General features: G+C 52.5%; 14 protein-coding genes and 2 pseudogenes. 6 read left to right on the top strand and 10 right to left on the bottom strand.

Going from position 1 to position 16,242, the window contains the following annotated elements; genetic code table 11:
* Positions 1–344: 344 nt before the first annotated feature.
* Positions 345–1,250 (bottom strand): zinc metalloprotease HtpX, encoded by a 906-nt coding sequence (gene htpX, locus GOW92_RS24330; RefSeq protein WP_170566346.1) that lies wholly within the window; start codon positions 1,248–1,250, stop codon positions 345–347.
* A 276-nt stretch (positions 1,251–1,526) separates the two neighbouring features.
* Here htpX and GOW92_RS24335 point away from each other — a divergent pair, with 276 nt between their 5' ends.
* Positions 1,527–1,946, top strand: a complete 420-nt coding sequence (locus tag GOW92_RS24335; RefSeq protein ID WP_170566350.1) for a hypothetical protein — start codon at positions 1,527–1,529, stop codon at positions 1,944–1,946.
* Between the two features lie 1,706 nt (positions 1,947–3,652).
* Here the strand turns inward: GOW92_RS24335 and GOW92_RS25085 are convergent.
* The 5 genes and pseudogenes from GOW92_RS25085 to GOW92_RS24360 all read right to left on the bottom strand — a co-directional run.
* A pseudogene (locus GOW92_RS25085) lies at positions 3,653–3,889 on the bottom strand (DDE-type integrase/transposase/recombinase); the annotation flags it as partial.
* A gap of 248 nt (positions 3,890–4,137) precedes the next feature.
* Positions 4,138–4,887: a peptidase gene (locus tag GOW92_RS24345; protein ID WP_170566357.1), complete on the bottom strand. Its 750-nt coding sequence runs from the start codon at positions 4,885–4,887 to the stop codon at positions 4,138–4,140.
* A gap of 11 nt (positions 4,888–4,898) precedes the next feature.
* On the bottom strand, positions 4,899–5,696 hold the full coding sequence (locus GOW92_RS24350) for a transglutaminase family protein (RefSeq protein ID WP_170566360.1): 798 nt from the start codon (positions 5,694–5,696) through the stop codon (positions 4,899–4,901).
* A 3-nt stretch (positions 5,697–5,699) separates the two neighbouring features.
* Positions 5,700–6,641: an alpha-E domain-containing protein gene (locus GOW92_RS24355; protein ID WP_170520241.1), complete on the bottom strand. Its 942-nt coding sequence runs from the start codon at positions 6,639–6,641 to the stop codon at positions 5,700–5,702.
* Between the two features lie 2 nt (positions 6,642–6,643).
* Complete coding sequence (locus GOW92_RS24360; RefSeq protein ID WP_170566363.1) at positions 6,644–8,062, bottom strand: circularly permuted type 2 ATP-grasp protein; 1,419 nt, start codon at positions 8,060–8,062, stop codon at positions 6,644–6,646.
* Positions 8,063–8,412: 350 nt separating this feature from the next.
* Between GOW92_RS24360 and trhA the strand changes: the two genes are divergently transcribed.
* Positions 8,413–9,060: a PAQR family membrane homeostasis protein TrhA gene (trhA, locus tag GOW92_RS24365; protein ID WP_170566367.1), complete on the top strand. Its 648-nt coding sequence runs from the start codon at positions 8,413–8,415 to the stop codon at positions 9,058–9,060.
* Positions 9,061–9,188: 128 nt separating this feature from the next.
* Here the strand turns inward: trhA and GOW92_RS24370 are convergent, their stop codons facing one another.
* The 3 genes from GOW92_RS24370 to GOW92_RS24380 form a co-directional block, all read right to left on the bottom strand.
* A complete protein-coding gene (locus GOW92_RS24370; RefSeq protein WP_170566371.1) occupies positions 9,189–10,049 on the bottom strand; it encodes a hypothetical protein in 861 nt (286 codons plus the stop codon).
* 101 nt (positions 10,050–10,150) lie between these two features.
* Complete coding sequence (locus GOW92_RS24375; RefSeq protein ID WP_170566374.1) at positions 10,151–12,016, bottom strand: AMP-binding protein; 1,866 nt, start codon at positions 12,014–12,016, stop codon at positions 10,151–10,153.
* A 215-nt stretch (positions 12,017–12,231) separates the two neighbouring features.
* A complete protein-coding gene (locus GOW92_RS24380) occupies positions 12,232–14,142 on the bottom strand; it encodes a DUF3604 domain-containing protein (protein ID WP_170566377.1) in 1,911 nt (636 codons plus the stop codon).
* Between the two features lie 383 nt (positions 14,143–14,525).
* Between GOW92_RS24380 and GOW92_RS25445 the strand changes: the two genes are divergently transcribed.
* Positions 14,526–14,744: a DUF3300 domain-containing protein gene (locus tag GOW92_RS25445; protein ID WP_170566380.1), complete on the top strand. Its 219-nt coding sequence runs from the start codon at positions 14,526–14,528 to the stop codon at positions 14,742–14,744.
* The gene (locus GOW92_RS24390) at positions 14,669–15,028 is read left to right on the top strand and encodes a DUF3300 domain-containing protein (RefSeq protein ID WP_254453154.1); all 360 of its coding nucleotides are present in this window, start codon (positions 14,669–14,671) and stop codon (positions 15,026–15,028) included. Before GOW92_RS25445 ends, GOW92_RS24390 begins: the two co-directional genes overlap by 76 nt.
* On the opposite strand, the pseudogene GOW92_RS25090 reads toward GOW92_RS24390, so the two are convergent.
* Positions 14,937–15,149 (bottom strand): annotated as a pseudogene (locus GOW92_RS25090) (IS6 family transposase); the annotation flags it as partial. The gene GOW92_RS24390 and the pseudogene GOW92_RS25090 sit on opposite strands and share 92 nt — an antisense overlap.
* A 272-nt stretch (positions 15,150–15,421) precedes the next feature.
* Here GOW92_RS25090 and GOW92_RS24395 point away from each other — a divergent pair.
* Positions 15,422–16,024 (top strand): hypothetical protein, encoded by a 603-nt coding sequence (locus GOW92_RS24395; protein ID WP_170566387.1) that lies wholly within the window; start codon positions 15,422–15,424, stop codon positions 16,022–16,024.
* Positions 16,021–16,242: hypothetical protein (locus GOW92_RS24400; protein WP_217356588.1), on the top strand; the 222-nt coding region annotated here is incomplete at its 3' end. The genes GOW92_RS24395 and GOW92_RS24400, both read left to right, overlap by 4 nt.

Raw genomic sequence — 16,242 nt, forward strand, 5'->3', positions numbered from 1 at the left:
TGATGCTTCAGGGCCTGCGCAGCGTGGACGTTATTTCATACGCGTCAACAACTCTGCCAGACCTCGGTATATTCGCGCTCATCAGAGCCCGTTTGTATACCCAAACGGTGCCAGAGGTGGATCGCTTTCCCACTTATGGTCAATCCTCCCAGCCGGACAGCAATGCCTGAACGTTCCTGCAGATCAAAAAAACGCCGGGTGTCATCAAAGGGAAATCTCGAGGCCGGTTTTGAATTACGTCAAAGGAGAGCGTTTGTTTGTGGCGAAGGCTTGGAAAAGCCCTGTCCGCTTCAAGATGACTTCTTCTGACAAGGCCCACCAGAAACAGTTCCTGCATGCGACCTTCACCCCCAAGGGCCAGTCCTGGATGATGGTTTAGTGCTTCGGGTATTGTTGCTTTCATCGATTGCGTTCGACTGCTGGGCTAGCATTCGCAACGCAGCTATCCGATTTGCCGTCGACGGGTGAGTTGAAAATAGCTTGTCACGTGAGTGCGCATGAAGTGGATTGATGATGAACATATGTGCGGTCGCCGGGTTTCGCTCTGCAGCGTCGTTGTCGATGCTTGCAGCCCCTTGCTGAATACGTTCGAGGGCAGACGCCAATGCCAGAGGTTGACCGCAAATCTCGGCGCCGACGCGATCGGCAGCGTATTCTCTGGTCCGACTAATGGCCATTTGGACCAAACCCGCAGCCAATGGGGCCAAGATCATCAGCGCGATGGTCCCCACTAGGCCAACAGCACTATCCCGTCTTCCACCAAAGAACAGTGCGAAGTTGGCTAGCATCGTAATTGCACCTGCGAACGTGGCAGTTACGGTCATAATCGCAGTGTCATGGTTCTTGATATGAGCAAGTTCGTGCGCGACAACGCCCGCCAGTTCATCCCTTGTGAGGGTCTGTAGCAATCCAGTAGTGACGGCAACGGCAGCGTTGTTAGGATTTCGCCCAGTAGCAAACGCATTAGGCTGGGGTGTTTCTATCAAATAAACTGCGGGCTTTGGCATGCCTGCGTTTTTTGCAAGATCCCCGACCATTTGAGACAACCCCATATGGGCACCAGATGAAACCGGCCTTGCGTTGTGCATGCGAAGGACCATTTTGTCTGAGTTCCACCAGGTAAACAGGTTCATGGCTGCTGCCAGCACCAATGCGAACAGCATGCCCCCCGCTCCTGCCAGAAGGTAACCCAACCCCATGAACAAGGCTGTCATTGCGGCCATCAATAATGCAGTCTTCGTATAACCCATTCGATGCAGACCTCTACGCGGCTCATACATGATGTGTGATCAATACGGTCATGTTGCAACGATTGTTGCCCCGATCTGCGGCATTGTGAACTTTCACGCTGAGCAGATGACGATTTCCCCTCGAACTGAAATAGAAAAAAATATCTTAAATTCAATTATGTAAATCCGAACTTCCACTGAAGAGCCTATTGCAGTGTGTGAACAATCTTACTTTCAAGAAGTTGGGTTTCTGACAGTATGGGCTTGTGTGTTTCAACAAGTGTTGTTGGTTAGAAGATGTATTTTGCCAAGTTCGAAGAACCTTTTTGCGCGGTCGAAGACATCCGCAAAGATGAATTTGCCCGGAAGTATCCACTGCTGGACAATAGATCTGTTCATGCGCAGTGGAAGAAAGGTTCCTGGCAAATCACACGAATAGGGGAGATCTGGAAGAGGACTGGAAAAGTTTTCTCTGTTCCATATGCAGGCGTCGACGCGTACCCATCTTTTCAATTCGCAGAAGACGGTACTCCGCTTCCTTTGATGGAAACTGTGTTAAAGGCGCTGCCGGCCGATATGACGCCCTGGCAACGAGCTTTTTGGATGACCTCTCCTAAGGCGGAACTTGGCGGAGGTAATCCCGCGAACTCCATTCAAACTGACGATAACCGTGTGGTCGATGTGGCAAGTAAATTCGGTGAAGATTTCCTCAACTAAATGAGTTCCCATCAAGGAAATTCGACTACAGATGGGATTTTCTGCCGATCGACTGCCGTCCCTGACAACAGAGCCAAAATGCTTTTCGAGCAAGACTTGAGATTGGCTGGCCAACCCAAGTCGGCGCCATGTTGGGCTTGAGCAAAATGACCTCGTCTCCGCGTTGAATTTGAAGTGAGTGCAACTGCGGAAGATTGCTGACCGCATCATTCACAGCCGCCGTTTATCCTCGCGCAATATGCGGAGCAGCCATTGCGATTACCAACAGAGACTTTCGACGAATAATCCGCGCATTCACTTGGAAGTCGACCTCCGAGTGTCCAAACACCTATCCAACGTCGCAGCACTTTTGTTCGCGATGAACGACAAGCCCCTCAAAATTCAAAATGGGATTTGAGGCAACAGGAAGCTTCGTTTGTACACCTGGCTGGCACCCGATTGGATAGGAATTGTGGTAGACTGGCCCAGAGGACATTTTAGCAGGAGATCTCCCGGTGCTACCGAATTCACTCCGTCTCACACTCTCTGTCATCACAATTGCCATCGCGGCAGGCGCACTGCCCGACCGGGTTGAAGCGATATCACAAGATGTCCCGGCGTGGTTACAAAAGTACGTGGGTACGGGTGACGGGCAAATCGCCCCGATCGTTTTGAAAAGGGCGCGAGCTCTTTATAAAGAGAAAGTACGTCGAGGCGAAGTAAGGAACCCCTGCTATCTTGCCAAAGATGCAACCCGCCCAAGTACCACAAGAAACGGCAATCCCGGCAAGCGGTTTTATGTCATCTGCGAGTCGCAAAAGTCCTTCCGAGCAGTTTCGTCCGGTTACGGCAATGGTCGAAAACTCAGGCGTGCCAATTTTTCGAACGGGCGCCAATGCGCGAAAAACTTCAGCAATGCAGAAGGATCGAAACTAACCGCCGGCGGTGCCTATGTGACGGCTGAAACCCGCACGTCATTCAAAGGTTATTTCAGTCAATCCGGCAAAACGCAGCCGTTCTACCGCACGTTCCTTTTGTTTGATGGCCAAGGAGAAACGAGCAATGCTCGGGAGCGCGCCATCGGGGGCCATCCCGCCGTTTTCCTAAAATGGCAATGCAGGTTCAAAAACCCACAAAGCACGCATGCAGACAAAGGCGGTTATGTCCCCTACGGACGGCTTGTGAACTACACGGGTGGTCGCAGCAATGGTTGCACAACCTGGTCACAATCCGCGTCCAAAGAAATCCTAGCGCTTGTAGAAGGCAACCCGACGACCCTTTATATCTACCCAGAATCCAAAGACATCAACGCTGTAGCCAAGGCTGTAAAAAAAGGAAAATCACTAACGCGAGCAGGAGTTTACTGGAACGCAGCTTGCCTACAAGCAATCGGCGCACCAAAGTTTTGGCCCAAAAGCAGCCTCCAACCGATCATAAACAGTTGGAGAGCATCCTTGCCCAAACAACCGCCACTGGAATTGCCGATCTGCAAGTAGAATAAATTACGCAGCCCAACCTAAGCGCGATACCCCCTCGCGTTTTTTGCTTCGGACTTAACGAAAACGTATGCGTGTATTTGTCAAACGTCCTCTTGGGGACAGGTAAACCATCTTGACTCTGCAGTAATTGTATCAGCCGTGAACTTGGTCAGCCGCACCGGGTTTGCTCTACTCGGCCAGGGGGCGGGCGGTGCATGTCTGCATAAATTTATCTCCGCTTGCTAACTATCTTTCCTGATTGAAATGATTGTAGACAGAGGAATGAACGGAAACGAATTTCTGTAAACTTCGCATACGCCTGACACACTGCATCGCGCGTTCGCGTCGTCGAAACGGCAGGTGCGAATTATCAACGTGGTTGTTGAGCCATCTTCCCGTCTTTTATTTTTCGAACACGCCCAGTTCTCTGAGCGTGGCTCTGTATGAGGCGAAGCGATCCGTGACGACGGTATCCGCCTTATTATTCACGCATCCGACACTCTTTTGACACGCGACAAACACTTGCCCAAAAGCGGGACGATCCGGATCGAGGTCTTGCCGTCATTCAAGTGCGATCATTCCGCTTCTGTGGACGAAGATGTGGCTCGCCTGAGACGCGCCATGATGGCCGTTTTCGATGCCAGGTAAACGTCCGGACGCGAACTGCCACTCCGCTGGGTAGCACAAACTCTTCTGTTTGCGTTCGATGACCGAGTTGCGGACAAAGCGGACACTCAATCGTTTGATTTTCGCCCCGTTTTGTATTCTGGAAGTTTGGCCAAGGCCGATTTCAGCGCGTCACCCCATCCATCGGAAACAATTCGGAAGTACTGGTCGTCGGCTTCGAATCTTGACCGCGTACCGCCGTCAAGGCTGTCTTCATCGTAGAGAAGCAGGTCAAGCGGAGCCCCGACAGACAGATTAGCCTTAATCGTGGAGTCAAAACTGACAAGCAAGAGTTTTACAGTTTCTGAAAAACTCATTTCCGGATCATAGGCTCGCACCAAAATAGGGCGACCATACTTTGTTTCACCGATCTGAAAGAAAGGGGTGTCGGCGCCGGCCTCGATAAAGTTACCTTCGGGGTAGATCAGAAACAGGCGAGACGGGCCGCCTTTGATCTGGCCTCCAAGAATGAGTGTCGCATGAAAGGCGCTGTCGGCTTGCTGACCGGATCTGGAATGCTCTTCTATAACGTCGTTCAACGTAGCCGCAACCAATTGCGCGACTTGGAACATTGTTGGTGCTTCCAGTATAGAAGGCGAGCGATCTTTTGGCGCTTTCGTACGCTCTTCCAAAAGGCTGATTGTGGCCTGAGTAGTTGCCAGATTTCCTGCCGCTAGGATCGTGATCGAACGGTCACCTTCGACTGTCCAATTGAACATTTTGTTGAACGTCGAAATATTATCGACGCCTGCATTCGTGCGCGTATCGGACATAAACACCAGCCCGCGATTCAGCCGCATACCCACAGCATAGGTCATCAAATTCTCCGTTACTGCTGTGCGATCTGCAACTGCACTGTCAATTGCTCACCCGCTGCCCCAATTCTGTTCCCTATTACTGGTGCAGCTTGGGAATAGTCCAGACCAGTTGCGACGCGTACGTATCGATCGTCGGGTGATATCCCGTTTGAAACGTCGAAACCTACCCACCCAAGCCCGTCCAAATGCACTTCCGCCCAGGCATGGGTCGCGTCCTGCAGTTCTGTTTCGTTCATCATCAGGTAACCCGATACATAGCGTGCTGGCACTCCGATCCTTCGTGCGCAGGTGATGAAGATATGCGTGTGGTCCTGACACACGCCGCACCCGGCGCTGAGAGCGTCTTCTGCGCTCCACCCCGGGTGCGAACTTCCAACCTCGTACGCGACCAGAGTGCGAATTCTCTCGGATAGGGCGTGCATCTTTTCCAGCGGCTCGCCTTTGGGTAACGCCTCTAACACATCGGCAACCCCTTTCCCCGGCGTTGTTTGAGATGTGCTCCTTTTGAATAACCACAACGGCGTCGACCCTTCGTGCTGGCCCAAGACGCCATGCGTGTCTTCCACCTCAACTACGCCCTCAGAAATCAACGAGATCCCCTGGGTATTTGCTTCAAAACTGATCAATTCCACAGTGTTGCGGTGATAGTCTTCAAAAGTCAGTTCTTTGCGCCCGCCGGTGATTTGGGTGCTCCAACTTACGATGTTCTGATTGCGGAATGACTTTGGTGTCTTCCTCAACTGCTGCAGCCCGAAGGGAACTGGCGCGTCGTAATCGTATCGTGTTTCATGTCGAATGTGCAGTTTCATTGGCTACTCGTAAAACCGATAGTCGATTTCTATCTGACGGCTTAAGTTGCCGAGATCTGTCAGAAAATCCTGAATGTACTCATGCAGTCCGAGCTCGAAAATATCGGAGATTTTCTGATCCAGATATTTCTCGTAGAGAACTTTAGACGCCTCGCACGAAGGCCCGGCAAAGCCATAGTCTTTCTGCAGGTATGACAGGTTCTCCTGAATTTTTCTGCAGCAAAAGTGCAGGCTGCGAGGCATGCGCTGATCCAAGATCAGAAACTGGGCAATATCAGACGGCCGCGTTTTCTCTCCATGGGTCATTCGATACCCGCCGCCCGCACCAACAGAGCGGAGAATGCTTTCCCATTGTATATTGTCCAGTGATGAACCCACTGAAAAGGCCGTGGGCAAAAGAACATAGTACTTAACGTCCAGAATGCGCCCGGTATTGTCGGCCCGTTCGACAAACGTACCAATACGGGTGAAGTCGAAAATGTCATTGCGCAGCATGGTTCCTAATGTGGCACCACGAACCAAAGCCGCCTGTTGGCGGATAAGTTCCAGCGTCGCAGGCAAATCACGCTCATTCACACGGCGCTTCATGATCTCATCGATCTGCATCCAAGTGGAGTTTACTGCACTCCAGACGTCATGGGTCAACGCGGTTCGAACAAGGCGCGCGTTGTCTCGTGCCTGTTTGATGACTGACTTGATCGAGGATGGATTATCAGCATCGCGCAGCACCCAATCCACCGCATTGTCTTTTGAAACATCATCGTATTTGGCGTAGTACGCATCCAGAACGCCTGCCGTTTTCAGAACAGAGCCCCATTCCTCGGCGGAGTTCTTGGTACGGGTCAACGCCATCCTCTGACCTGTTTCAAGCAGCCGGGCCGTGTTTTCCGCCCTCTCAAGGTACCGGGACATCCAAAACAAGCCACCTGCAGTTTTTCCCAGCATGGTCAGTCCTCCAGAACCCAGGTGTCTTTGGTCCCGCCACCCTGGCTTGAGTTCACGACTAAAGATCCCTTCTTAAGCGCCACGCGGGTCAAACCGCCGGGTGTGATCTTGATCCCTTCTGGTGACACCAAAACGAACGGCCTTAGGTCAACATGTCTGGGCGCAAGTCCCGAGCGCGCAAAGATCGGAACCGTCGAAAGCGACAGCGTCGGCTGAGCAATGTAGTTCCCGGGCCGCGATTTGAGCTTGTCGCGGAACGCCGAAATCTCTTTCTTGCTGGCGGTCGGTCCGATCAACATTCCATAGCCGCCAGACCCGTGTACTTCTTTCACTACAAGCTCGGACAGGTTGTCCAGCACGTAGGACAGAGACTCGGGATCACTGCAGCGCCAGGTCGGGACGTTTTGCAGCAAGGGCTTCTCACCCGTGTAGAATTCAACGATTTCAGGCATGTAGGAATAGATCGCCTTATCGTCGGCAATACCGGTCCCTGGTGCGTTGGCGATTGTGATACCTCCTGCACGGTAAACGTCCAGGATACCTGGTACGCCCAAGGCGCTATCGGCGTTGAAATTCAGGGGATCCAGAAAGTCGTCATCTACCCGGCGGTAAAGTACGTCGATGGGCTTGTAACCTCTGGTGGTACGCATGCAGACCCGCCCATCAACAACGCGTAGGTCGTGGCCTTCGACTAATTCCACAGCCATCTGATCTGCGAGGAAGGCATGTTCGTAATAGGCCGAGTTATAGATGCCTGGGGTCAATACCGCGACGGTTGGTTCCCCGTCGGCGCAAGCCGGCGCGCAGGCAGCAAGAGATCGTCTCAGATTGCGGGGATAGTCCGAAACATTCCGAACATTGGTTGCGCTAAAAAGTTCGGGGAACATCTTTAGCATCGTTTCCCGGTTCTCCAACATGTAGCTGACCCCGGATGGCGTGCGGGCGTTGTCTTCCAGAACAAAAAACTCGTCCGGCCCCGTTCGCACCAGATCGACTCCGACAATGTGTGTGTAGACCTGACCAGGAGGCGAGACGCCAAGCATCTGCGGCAGGAACGCTTCGTTCCCGGCGATCATCTCGGCCGGCACACGCCCGGCACGCACGATTTCTTGGCGGTGATAGATATCGTGGAGAAAGGCGTTGATTGCCCGAACCCGTTGTTCAATTCCGCGTTCCAGCCGTTGCCATTCTCGTGCTGAAATGACACGCGGCACGATATCAAATGGGATTAGGCGTTCCTCAGCCTCGGCTTTTCCATAAACGTTAAAAGTGATGCCCGTTAGCCTAAAAACCTCTTCGGCTTCGCGCTGTTTCGCTCTCAATCGTGATACGTCTTCAGCATTGAACCAGCGGCCGATCTCTTCGTATGGACCTTTGAGTGATCCATCGCCGTTGAACATTTCATCAAAATACTCACTCATGCTTTAAGTTTCGCGCATAAATCAGAATTTTCAAGGCATTCAGGCTTGGTTAGATGCTGCCTTGGAACGGAGCGTCTAATTATTAGGCTAACGGGATAATGTGATGATCTTAAAAACATGGCGTTATTCGTGTTTCCAGTTGAAATCACATTCAATTTATTGCGCTCAACAGTATCTGGTTTTGTGATGGATCTAAAAGTCCTCATTGGGCTTTGAGAGGCTGCTAGCTTCAATGACCACGTCACGGACAAAGCAGTCATCTGTCGAAGCACCGAGATCTGACGCACCGGAAGCATGGACACCCCGCCTATCTGGATGTAGCGCCAGACAAACCTTTGCCCGGAACCAAAATGACTGAAACGACATATCCAAGCCCTGTCCAATCGCACCGCCATGCCGATATTGCCGTCCATGCGATCGGGCTGGTAGCGATCCTGACGGCCGGCGGATTACTTCTTTTTAAGTCAATCCTGGGCCTCGAACCTAAGCTGGTTATTGCGGTTGCGGTTTACGTGCTTTGCGCTCTTTCGTCCAATTTGGCATCCGTCGCCTATCATTTTTCCACGTTGCACACCCAGCGCAGACTAATGCGGCGCATTGATCACGCCGCGATCTACCCCAGCATTTCGGGTACCTTCACACCTTTTTTCGTCTTGGCTGGCACGACATGGACGATGGCCTTGCTGTGGATTTGTTGGGGGCTGACAGCCGTAGCTGTCTGGAACAAGATCACAAACGAAACAGTCAAGTCCCGATGGTCAACCGCATCCTATCTTGGGCTGGGGGCAATTGGGTTGAGTGCCCTTCCTGACCTAACGAATGTACCTATCACGACATTGTGGTGCATCTTGGCTGGGTCCGCCTCTTACGTCATTGGAACGGTGTTTTACGCCCAAAAGACTTTGCCTTATCGGTATGCGCTTTGGCACACATGGGTGAATATTGGCGGAGCGATGATGTTTGCGGGCATATGGTTAGCCCTATCCACTCAATGGTAGATCTGTAGCAGACGATCAGTCAAATTTGTCGAGCGTCCGCTTCGAGCCCAAAGTCGACCCCGCACCCCCGACAAACCGGTGCGTGTCTCGCGGCGCGTCAAAAGTGATATCTGCACGCACGGACAGTTTTATTCCGCGACGATTGGTTGAATTGCGTTCTTTGCGTCGACGCGTCTTCGAACCATTTCGGCGATCAGGATGCCGGCAGGCGCCGATCCCCAAATACAGATTTGGATTGCGAGGGCTTCGATATCGCGAAAGAGCGGGTCGATTACGAACAGCATGACACGAAACAGCCAGAACGACCCCCACATCGACCCAACAAAGCGCCACATCCAAATACGATGCTGTGTTGCGTCTTGGCGGCGGATCGCAAGCACGCCCAATACAGCTGTGGTGTAAACGAACATCGACATTGAGACAAAGCCCCAGGTCGACAGTGCTCCACCATACTCACCTACTGATCCGTGCTGGGCAGCAAGTACCACGGAACACCCGACACCAATTGTCAGTATCCCAAAGCAGACTCGGCCAATCAATGCATGGTTTCGCGCCTGACCACCGGGGAAAAACATCTGCACGTGCATTAACACAAAAACGATTGTATTGCAGACAACATGCCCCAGTAGGAGTGCGGATCGTGTCTCCGGACCATTTGCGAAACGGTCATAGAACGCGACACCCCATGCCGGATGATTGGTAAAAGTCTCGCCCCAGGCGGAGCAAGAATTGTTAGGGCATGTAGAGACGGCGGCGGCGCTCGCAGGATCGCTTAATCCCAAATTGATCAACACGTCGTAGATGCCAACGAAATTGGCGATCGACGCCGCGGGACCGTAGATGACGTAGCCCGCGTTCAGGTAGAGCATTAAGAGAATGCCGAAAAGCAGAACTGGTAGATACTTACGTCGCAGTACCGCATGAACTGCAAGACATGCCCAGATGGCCAGACCAACGAAGACCGATATTACTCCAAACGGAACTGTCACTTCGCGCTCCCAACCTAAACAATCAAAAGGCTCGCACAATGGCCACCGGCAACACAATATTTTTTGCGATTGGCCATTTGAGCCATTTTGAGAGTTGTCCCCTACGATCCGACTTCAACGCGCGTCTCGAAAAGGAAGTCTTGAAGCTTCTGTTCAACGCTGGACCTAGACGACACGTCTGTCTCAGAAAGGCTCACTGTGACGCAAAGTCCGCGTGGCCCGCCGGCCTCCACTTGCACGTGAGCGTCGGGCATTTTCAGTTGTTCACGAAGCAGATTTGATACTACCAGCCTTGCAGCATCGCACCGCAGACTGGGCTTGAAGATTTTACCGACTGACGTCAGCGGTATCTCATCAACAATCTTAATGATCTTCGGCCAAGCTGGTCTTTCATCGATAGTGTTCTGAGCATGAGCCATTAGGTCTTCTACGGTAACCTCATCGGATGTGTGGACCTGAATGAAACATATCGGCAGTTCTCCGGCATAAGGATCGGGCATGCCGACCGCCGCTGCCAACGCGACAGCAGGGTGGGTACTCATCGCATTTTCAATCATGACCGGATCGATATTGTGGCCGCTTCGGATAATCAGATCTTTCGAGCGTCCGGCAACATAAAGGCACCCATTCGCATCTTTGTACCCCAAGTCGCCCGAATTTAGGACACCGTCTACGAACACCTCACTGTTGAATTCTGTAACGCTGTAACCGGGCGACACGTGAGGACCTTTGATGGCTACAACACCGATTTCGCCAATCTCACACACCGCTCCAAGACCACCATCGCTTTCCAGCTTGAGAACGTCGACATTTGTGTAAGGTAACGCCCAGCCAACTGAACCTGCAGTCCCCGTACCGCAAAGTGGATCGATACTGATCAATCCGGAAGCTTCCGTCATGCCCAGAATTTCAAAAAGAGTGCAGCCGGTCACTTCCTTGAACTTCTGCCCGACCGCAGGCGGTAGCAATGAAGCGCCAGTCGCGCCCGCCCGCACGTGCGAGATGTCATGATCGCCAATTGGCGTTTGCAAGATCGCACCAATAGCAGTTGGTACGCCGCCAACAATTGTAACCTTGTATTCTGCGACAAGACGCCAAAAGCTTGCGACAACTGCTGGGTTTCGCAGACCGGCAGGAGTCATGACGAGCAGTTCAACGCCTGCCATAAAGCAACTGAGGCCGCCGACAATCGTTCCGGCGACGTGAAAAAGAGGAAAAGTAGCGGTAAATACATCGTCGGAGCGAAAGCCGCACATTACAGCTCCCCCGAATGCTGCGACCAGTTGACTGCGGTGGGTGTGCGCAACAAGCTTTGGCACACCGGTTGTGCCCCCTGTGTGAAAATACGCCGCCAGATCTGAACCCCTGCGCGCCTCCCCAAATGTCAGATGATCATCAGGTTGGGCCATCAATGCACTGGCAAGATCTATTACTCCTTCTTCGGGCGGTGTACCCGGCGGAGAAACGCGCACAAGTATTAGGCCCGGAACCTGCTCCCGCATTGCCAGAGCTTTCTCCCAAATATCCAGCTGAGGATGAGAGCCAAGAGCAACAAGGATCTTTGCCTCGGAGGCTTTGAGAAGTTCTGCTATGCTCTCAGGCTGCAAAAGAAAATTGATCGGAACAGCGTACCCAGCCGTTTCTGCTCCCCACAATGTGACGTGGGTTTCAATCAAAGCGGGCAGCATGAACGCAACGCCCGGTGCTTCGCCTCCAATCGCTGCAAACAGATTTGCAGCGCGCATTATCTGTCCCAGCAACTGTTTATAGGTCACACGACGCGGCTCTTCGTCTTCAGTTCCGGTCATTAGCATTGTCAGCGCAGTCGCATCAGGATCGCGATCAGCGCTGCTGACAAAGACATCCAAGATGCTTTGCTCAGGTAACCGCTCTTCAAGCGTCATTTCTGCTTCGAACTCAGCAATATCACTTTGAGTCCTGATCGGCTGTGTACCGAGATTAGCCATGGGATCTCCTTGAACTTCAAGAAAGTGTTAACCGAGCTTTGGTCGAACAACGGAACTTTGCAACTCCGACACACGAGTTATGGCGCAAAATCAGGTCAACTTAACAGAAACGTCTAGTCAAAATACGAAACTCAGTTTTTTCGCGTAGGAAACGCTCGATCCAAATTTGTAACAGTCTGAACTGAGCCCATACAGAACGAGCACCGTAAATCGAACTACTGTTGTGGTGAGTACCAAATTGGCGAGGTGTATGCGCGTTCCTGTGCCGTCATTGGGACGGAATCTGGCATATGCATTCCAAATTTGACGGCATCATACGCGGTCCAGCGCGGGGTCGGAATTTCGATGACGCGCGCATAATAGAACGCGCTTTCCGACGGATCAAAATCAGGGTCTTTCCACACGGCTCCCAGCTCAGAGGCTCCAATTGTGTTGGTCCAAGAGGGGATCGAAAGGTCCACAGTGTTTCCTACGGATGGCAACTTACCGGCGGGATCTGGTTCGCGGGCTCCAGACCAAGCCACGTCATAGACTTTTTCCTGCTGTTGGCCTTCGGCGTCCAACCACCCTTTTATGATCTGGATACGATCCAGGTTTGCTCCCATGGGATCGCGAAGTGCATAGACTAAAAAGGAAGGGGTGCCTTCCCCAGAACTGAGATCACCACCCATCGGCACGCCTTTGGAATAACCAACCAGGGCCAAGTCACGTCGCAGGGCATCTTCTTCTGTGAAGCCATAGCCTCCGAACATTCGGACGCGCATTCGTGGTCCTGTAGTTGCATAGGTCTCGCGCCGATGCATAGCATCCCAGATTGCCTCGCGGGAGTTTTCCTCAGCCCACACCCCAGTCAAACCACCGGTAATGTACTGCGACGAACGCAGCGCAACGGTCCCGTCAGAGTAGGTCTTACTGACATGTTGGCTACGCTCTGCACTGGGCTCATACCCGGTGAACTTCCCGAAGAAATTGTCATTGTCAGGAGCCGTCAAACCTGTGTGCGTGTCACTCGCTCCGCCTAGGCCAAACTTGAATGGGTTTGCGCCCAGAGTCTTTTGTAAAGAAAGGCCTCGAAGTAACCCGGATCGAGCGTATTCACCGGGCAACATTTCCGGCTCTTTCGGAACCGAAGCATCCAGATTTCCGTAATCCCAAGTTTCGAAGTCAGAAAACTCGTCGTCAGGCGACAGGAACGGGTGGGCTTCACCGTCGCCCTTTATCTGTGTTGGTTCGTAAAGCCTTTCCCATTTGTTTCGCGCCTCTGCATAGGCGGGATCTAAATGCACCCCATCCGCGAAGTCATCGACCAATGGGAACATCCAGCCGTTCGACAAGTTCCCATTGTGTGGAATAGCAAGCACACGCCCGCCTGTCGTTTGCTCATAATTCTCCAGCCACTTCCAAAGATCGCGCGGGTTAGGTGAGCCCACAGGTGGCGTTGTTGTATAAGGTAAGATCTGTCTTGTAAGTTCTTGACCGTCGCGAAAGATAACGTTCCGATGCAAATTGTTCCCTGCAACAAGGGATGTCCATTCATATGCGATAAAGGTGCTGAACACGCCGGGGTCATTGTACTCCTCCGCGGCATCGATAATGTCGTCCCAAACACGCGCGTACGCGGGATTTCCTGGTTGATAGTTTAACGCCGGCGAAACCTGCCCTTGCGCAAAAGCTGCAGTAAGTTCGAGGGCAGCCGCCAAAGCGGCTTCCCCGCCTTTGTTGAACTCTTCGTGGAAATACCTGCCTTGTTCATCCGCCAATATGTTTGGGGCACCCCCAATTATATCGGTAATCGCACCCATCGCATCTGAGTGATCTGTAATCATGAAGAAGTCGAGCGGTCTCGACAATTTCACGGGTTGACCCGTATTCGACACAACTTCTTCGCCACGCGCAAATCGGTAGGCGTCACGCGGCATGAGGCGCGTACCGCCTCCACCAGCATCCCCGGAAAGACCAGTATGAACGTGGGTGTCACCAAAATAGACTTGAGTTGGATACGCGCGTTCGGCGTAGGGTGAATAAGGTCGACCGGCAGGACCGGAAAGACCTGACGGATTTATTGCATCTTGGGCTAAGACTGGGCTCCCAAGAAAAAGCGCTGCTGGCAAAACATAGCGAAACAATTTTTCCTCCTAAATTGAAAGCACTATAACACAACTCTGGTCCGGAACTCATTCCGACTGAGTTCGAATGCCTGCTAAGTCGATGCAGCGAACAACTGTTTCGCGGCCAAAGTGAACGCTCGCCCAGATTTCGTTGGATGGTCGTAACTAGATCAAAACCATTTCTTTTGCGGTACGGTTGCCAGAAGCGCAATCTTGGGTGATCTTTGAATATATTGATGAATCGCAATGTGTTTAGATATCTAAAAATTGCTCTCAGTATGGCCACATCTACTGCCCTCTTTGCACAATAGGCATCCGATGAAGTCATTGAGACGGAAGACGCGTCGGGCACGTCAGAAGATCTGTTACCTGACGCAGAGTCGCAGACTATCGTCGCTCCGGTGGCTCTTTACCCCAACACGTTACTCATACAGACATTTGTTGCCGCAACTCAGTCATTGGAGATTGTCAAGACAGAGCGGTATTTGCTGGACGACGCCGACCGCGAGCCCGTCGAACCTAAACCGGAAATCGAAGCCATGGGTTGGGATCCTTCCGTCACCGTATTAGCGACAGTATTACGGAAGTCGTCGGCCAAATGGCCACTCATAGGGATCTGACCGACACGGTAGCAGCTGCCATGCTGGCCCAATCCGATAATGTGATGAATGCGGTTCAAGTAATGAGGGATCAGGCGATTGGCAGCGGCGCTCTTGTTTCAGGGCCCGAGCAAACCGTCGAGTTATCTGATGAGGAAACGGTGCTGTCAGACAAATTCGAACCAGTCTCAGTTTACCGCGGAGACCGTGAATTTATCCCGAACAAAGCTGGATCCACTCAACAAGAGCGGCAGTGCGCGTCAGCTTGTAAGTATCTCTGCCGATCAGTGATTTTTTCAGGTTGAAGTGGTTGTATTCGAAGGAATGGACTGCGGCGAATTCCTGTAAACTTCGCATGCGCCCGAAACGTGGCATGGCCCGTTCCCGTCTTCAAAACGGGAGGTGCGAATTCTCGACGCGATTGTTTGATCACACGTGAAGGCTACGAGAGCACCCTGCCCGCCTCAACCCAAGCTCTTCTGACAAGGCCGTTGTAGCCGACAGTGTCGAATTGTGAGCGGGCCAGCCGCGCCTTCTTGCGTTTAGCCAAATGCTCCTGACAAGCCGCTCAACTCAACTTGTCCAACTTCCACAAGAATTTGACTAGGTGCCAAAAGAAACAAAACGCTGGCTCGCCAAATTGAGGGGCACAAGCGGCCAATTGAGCCGCCATACCTTCAACAAAACTCGGGGCCAAGATGCGATCTCGTCCAAACAAACCGTCAGCGCAGTTCGGTCAGGTTGCTCCGGCCGGGCTTATTCCGATCCATCAAAAAGAACGCGGGAACTTTCTGTTTTCGCGCGCTCTACCTGAAACATTCACCGGATTTCTTGCCGCAGGGCTCGTCACTTTCGTCCTGTGGCCTCTCATCTCAGCTTTGGCACGCTCTGTCTCGGGTGATCTGGCTTTTCCAGTGGACTTGGTCTTCGCCCTGGGCATTTTCGGGGCCACTGCTGCCTTCGCGCTTAGAGGACAGACGCCACGAGCCTTGCTCGGTCGCGGTTTGGTCTGCCTTGGAATAGCCCTCATCGTTACGCCTGTGGGCCTGTCTGTTCTGTTTGCGTTGTACCTGCATGACTGGTCGACAATCGTGACGGGTACGGCTGCTCAACAGCCCGGAAACATCGCCGTATCCCTGTTTGGTGGTGTCTTTTTTGCCAATGCCTTCGTCTTGGGATCGGCCCTTGGAAGTGTGACCCTGCTAATTGGGCGCACGCTCATAAAAGCGCGCTCAAAACCCCTTCTCCCACCTTATCAACTTCAATCAGCGGCCCGACAGCATTTGGGGCGGTCGCTATGAAACTGCGCACCCAAAACCTCCCTCACAGCAACAATCAGGAGTCCGGAACGATGGATCCAATTCGTATGTTAATCGTAGCACCGGACGAAGCCCGCTCGACCGTCCAAGAACTGGCGACCCACCTAGAAGGTGTTGAGATTGTTGGCGTCGCCTACAATTTGAGAACAGCAAAGCAAATCCTTGATCGCACGCAACCGGAATTGCTTCTGGTCGACGTG

Source organism: Ruegeria atlantica, from assembly GCF_013032505.1.
Classification (GTDB): domain Bacteria; phylum Pseudomonadota; class Alphaproteobacteria; order Rhodobacterales; family Rhodobacteraceae; genus Ruegeria; species Ruegeria atlantica_F.

Bases quoted from the DNA above. Each gene is read 5' to 3' on its own strand.
- htpX (WP_170566346.1), bottom strand. From the start codon at position 1,250: ATGGGTTATACGAAGACTGCATTATTGATGGCCGCAATGACAGCCTTG.
- GOW92_RS24335 (WP_170566350.1), top strand. From the start codon at position 1,527: ATGTATTTTGCCAAGTTCGAAGAACCTTTTTGCGCGGTCGAAGACATC.
- GOW92_RS24345 (WP_170566357.1), bottom strand. From the start codon at position 4,887: ATGACCTATGCTGTGGGTATGCGGCTGAATCGCGGGCTGGTGTTTATG.
- GOW92_RS24350 (WP_170566360.1), bottom strand. From the start codon at position 5,696: ATGAAACTGCACATTCGACATGAAACACGATACGATTACGACGCGCCA.
- GOW92_RS24355 (WP_170520241.1), bottom strand. From the start codon at position 6,641: ATGCTGGGAAAAACTGCAGGTGGCTTGTTTTGGATGTCCCGGTACCTT.
- GOW92_RS24360 (WP_170566363.1), bottom strand. From the start codon at position 8,062: ATGAGTGAGTATTTTGATGAAATGTTCAACGGCGATGGATCACTCAAA.
- trhA (WP_170566367.1), top strand. From the start codon at position 8,413: ATGACTGAAACGACATATCCAAGCCCTGTCCAATCGCACCGCCATGCC.
- GOW92_RS24375 (WP_170566374.1), bottom strand. From the start codon at position 12,016: ATGGCTAATCTCGGTACACAGCCGATCAGGACTCAAAGTGATATTGCT.
- GOW92_RS24395 (WP_170566387.1), top strand. From the start codon at position 15,422: ATGCGATCTCGTCCAAACAAACCGTCAGCGCAGTTCGGTCAGGTTGCT.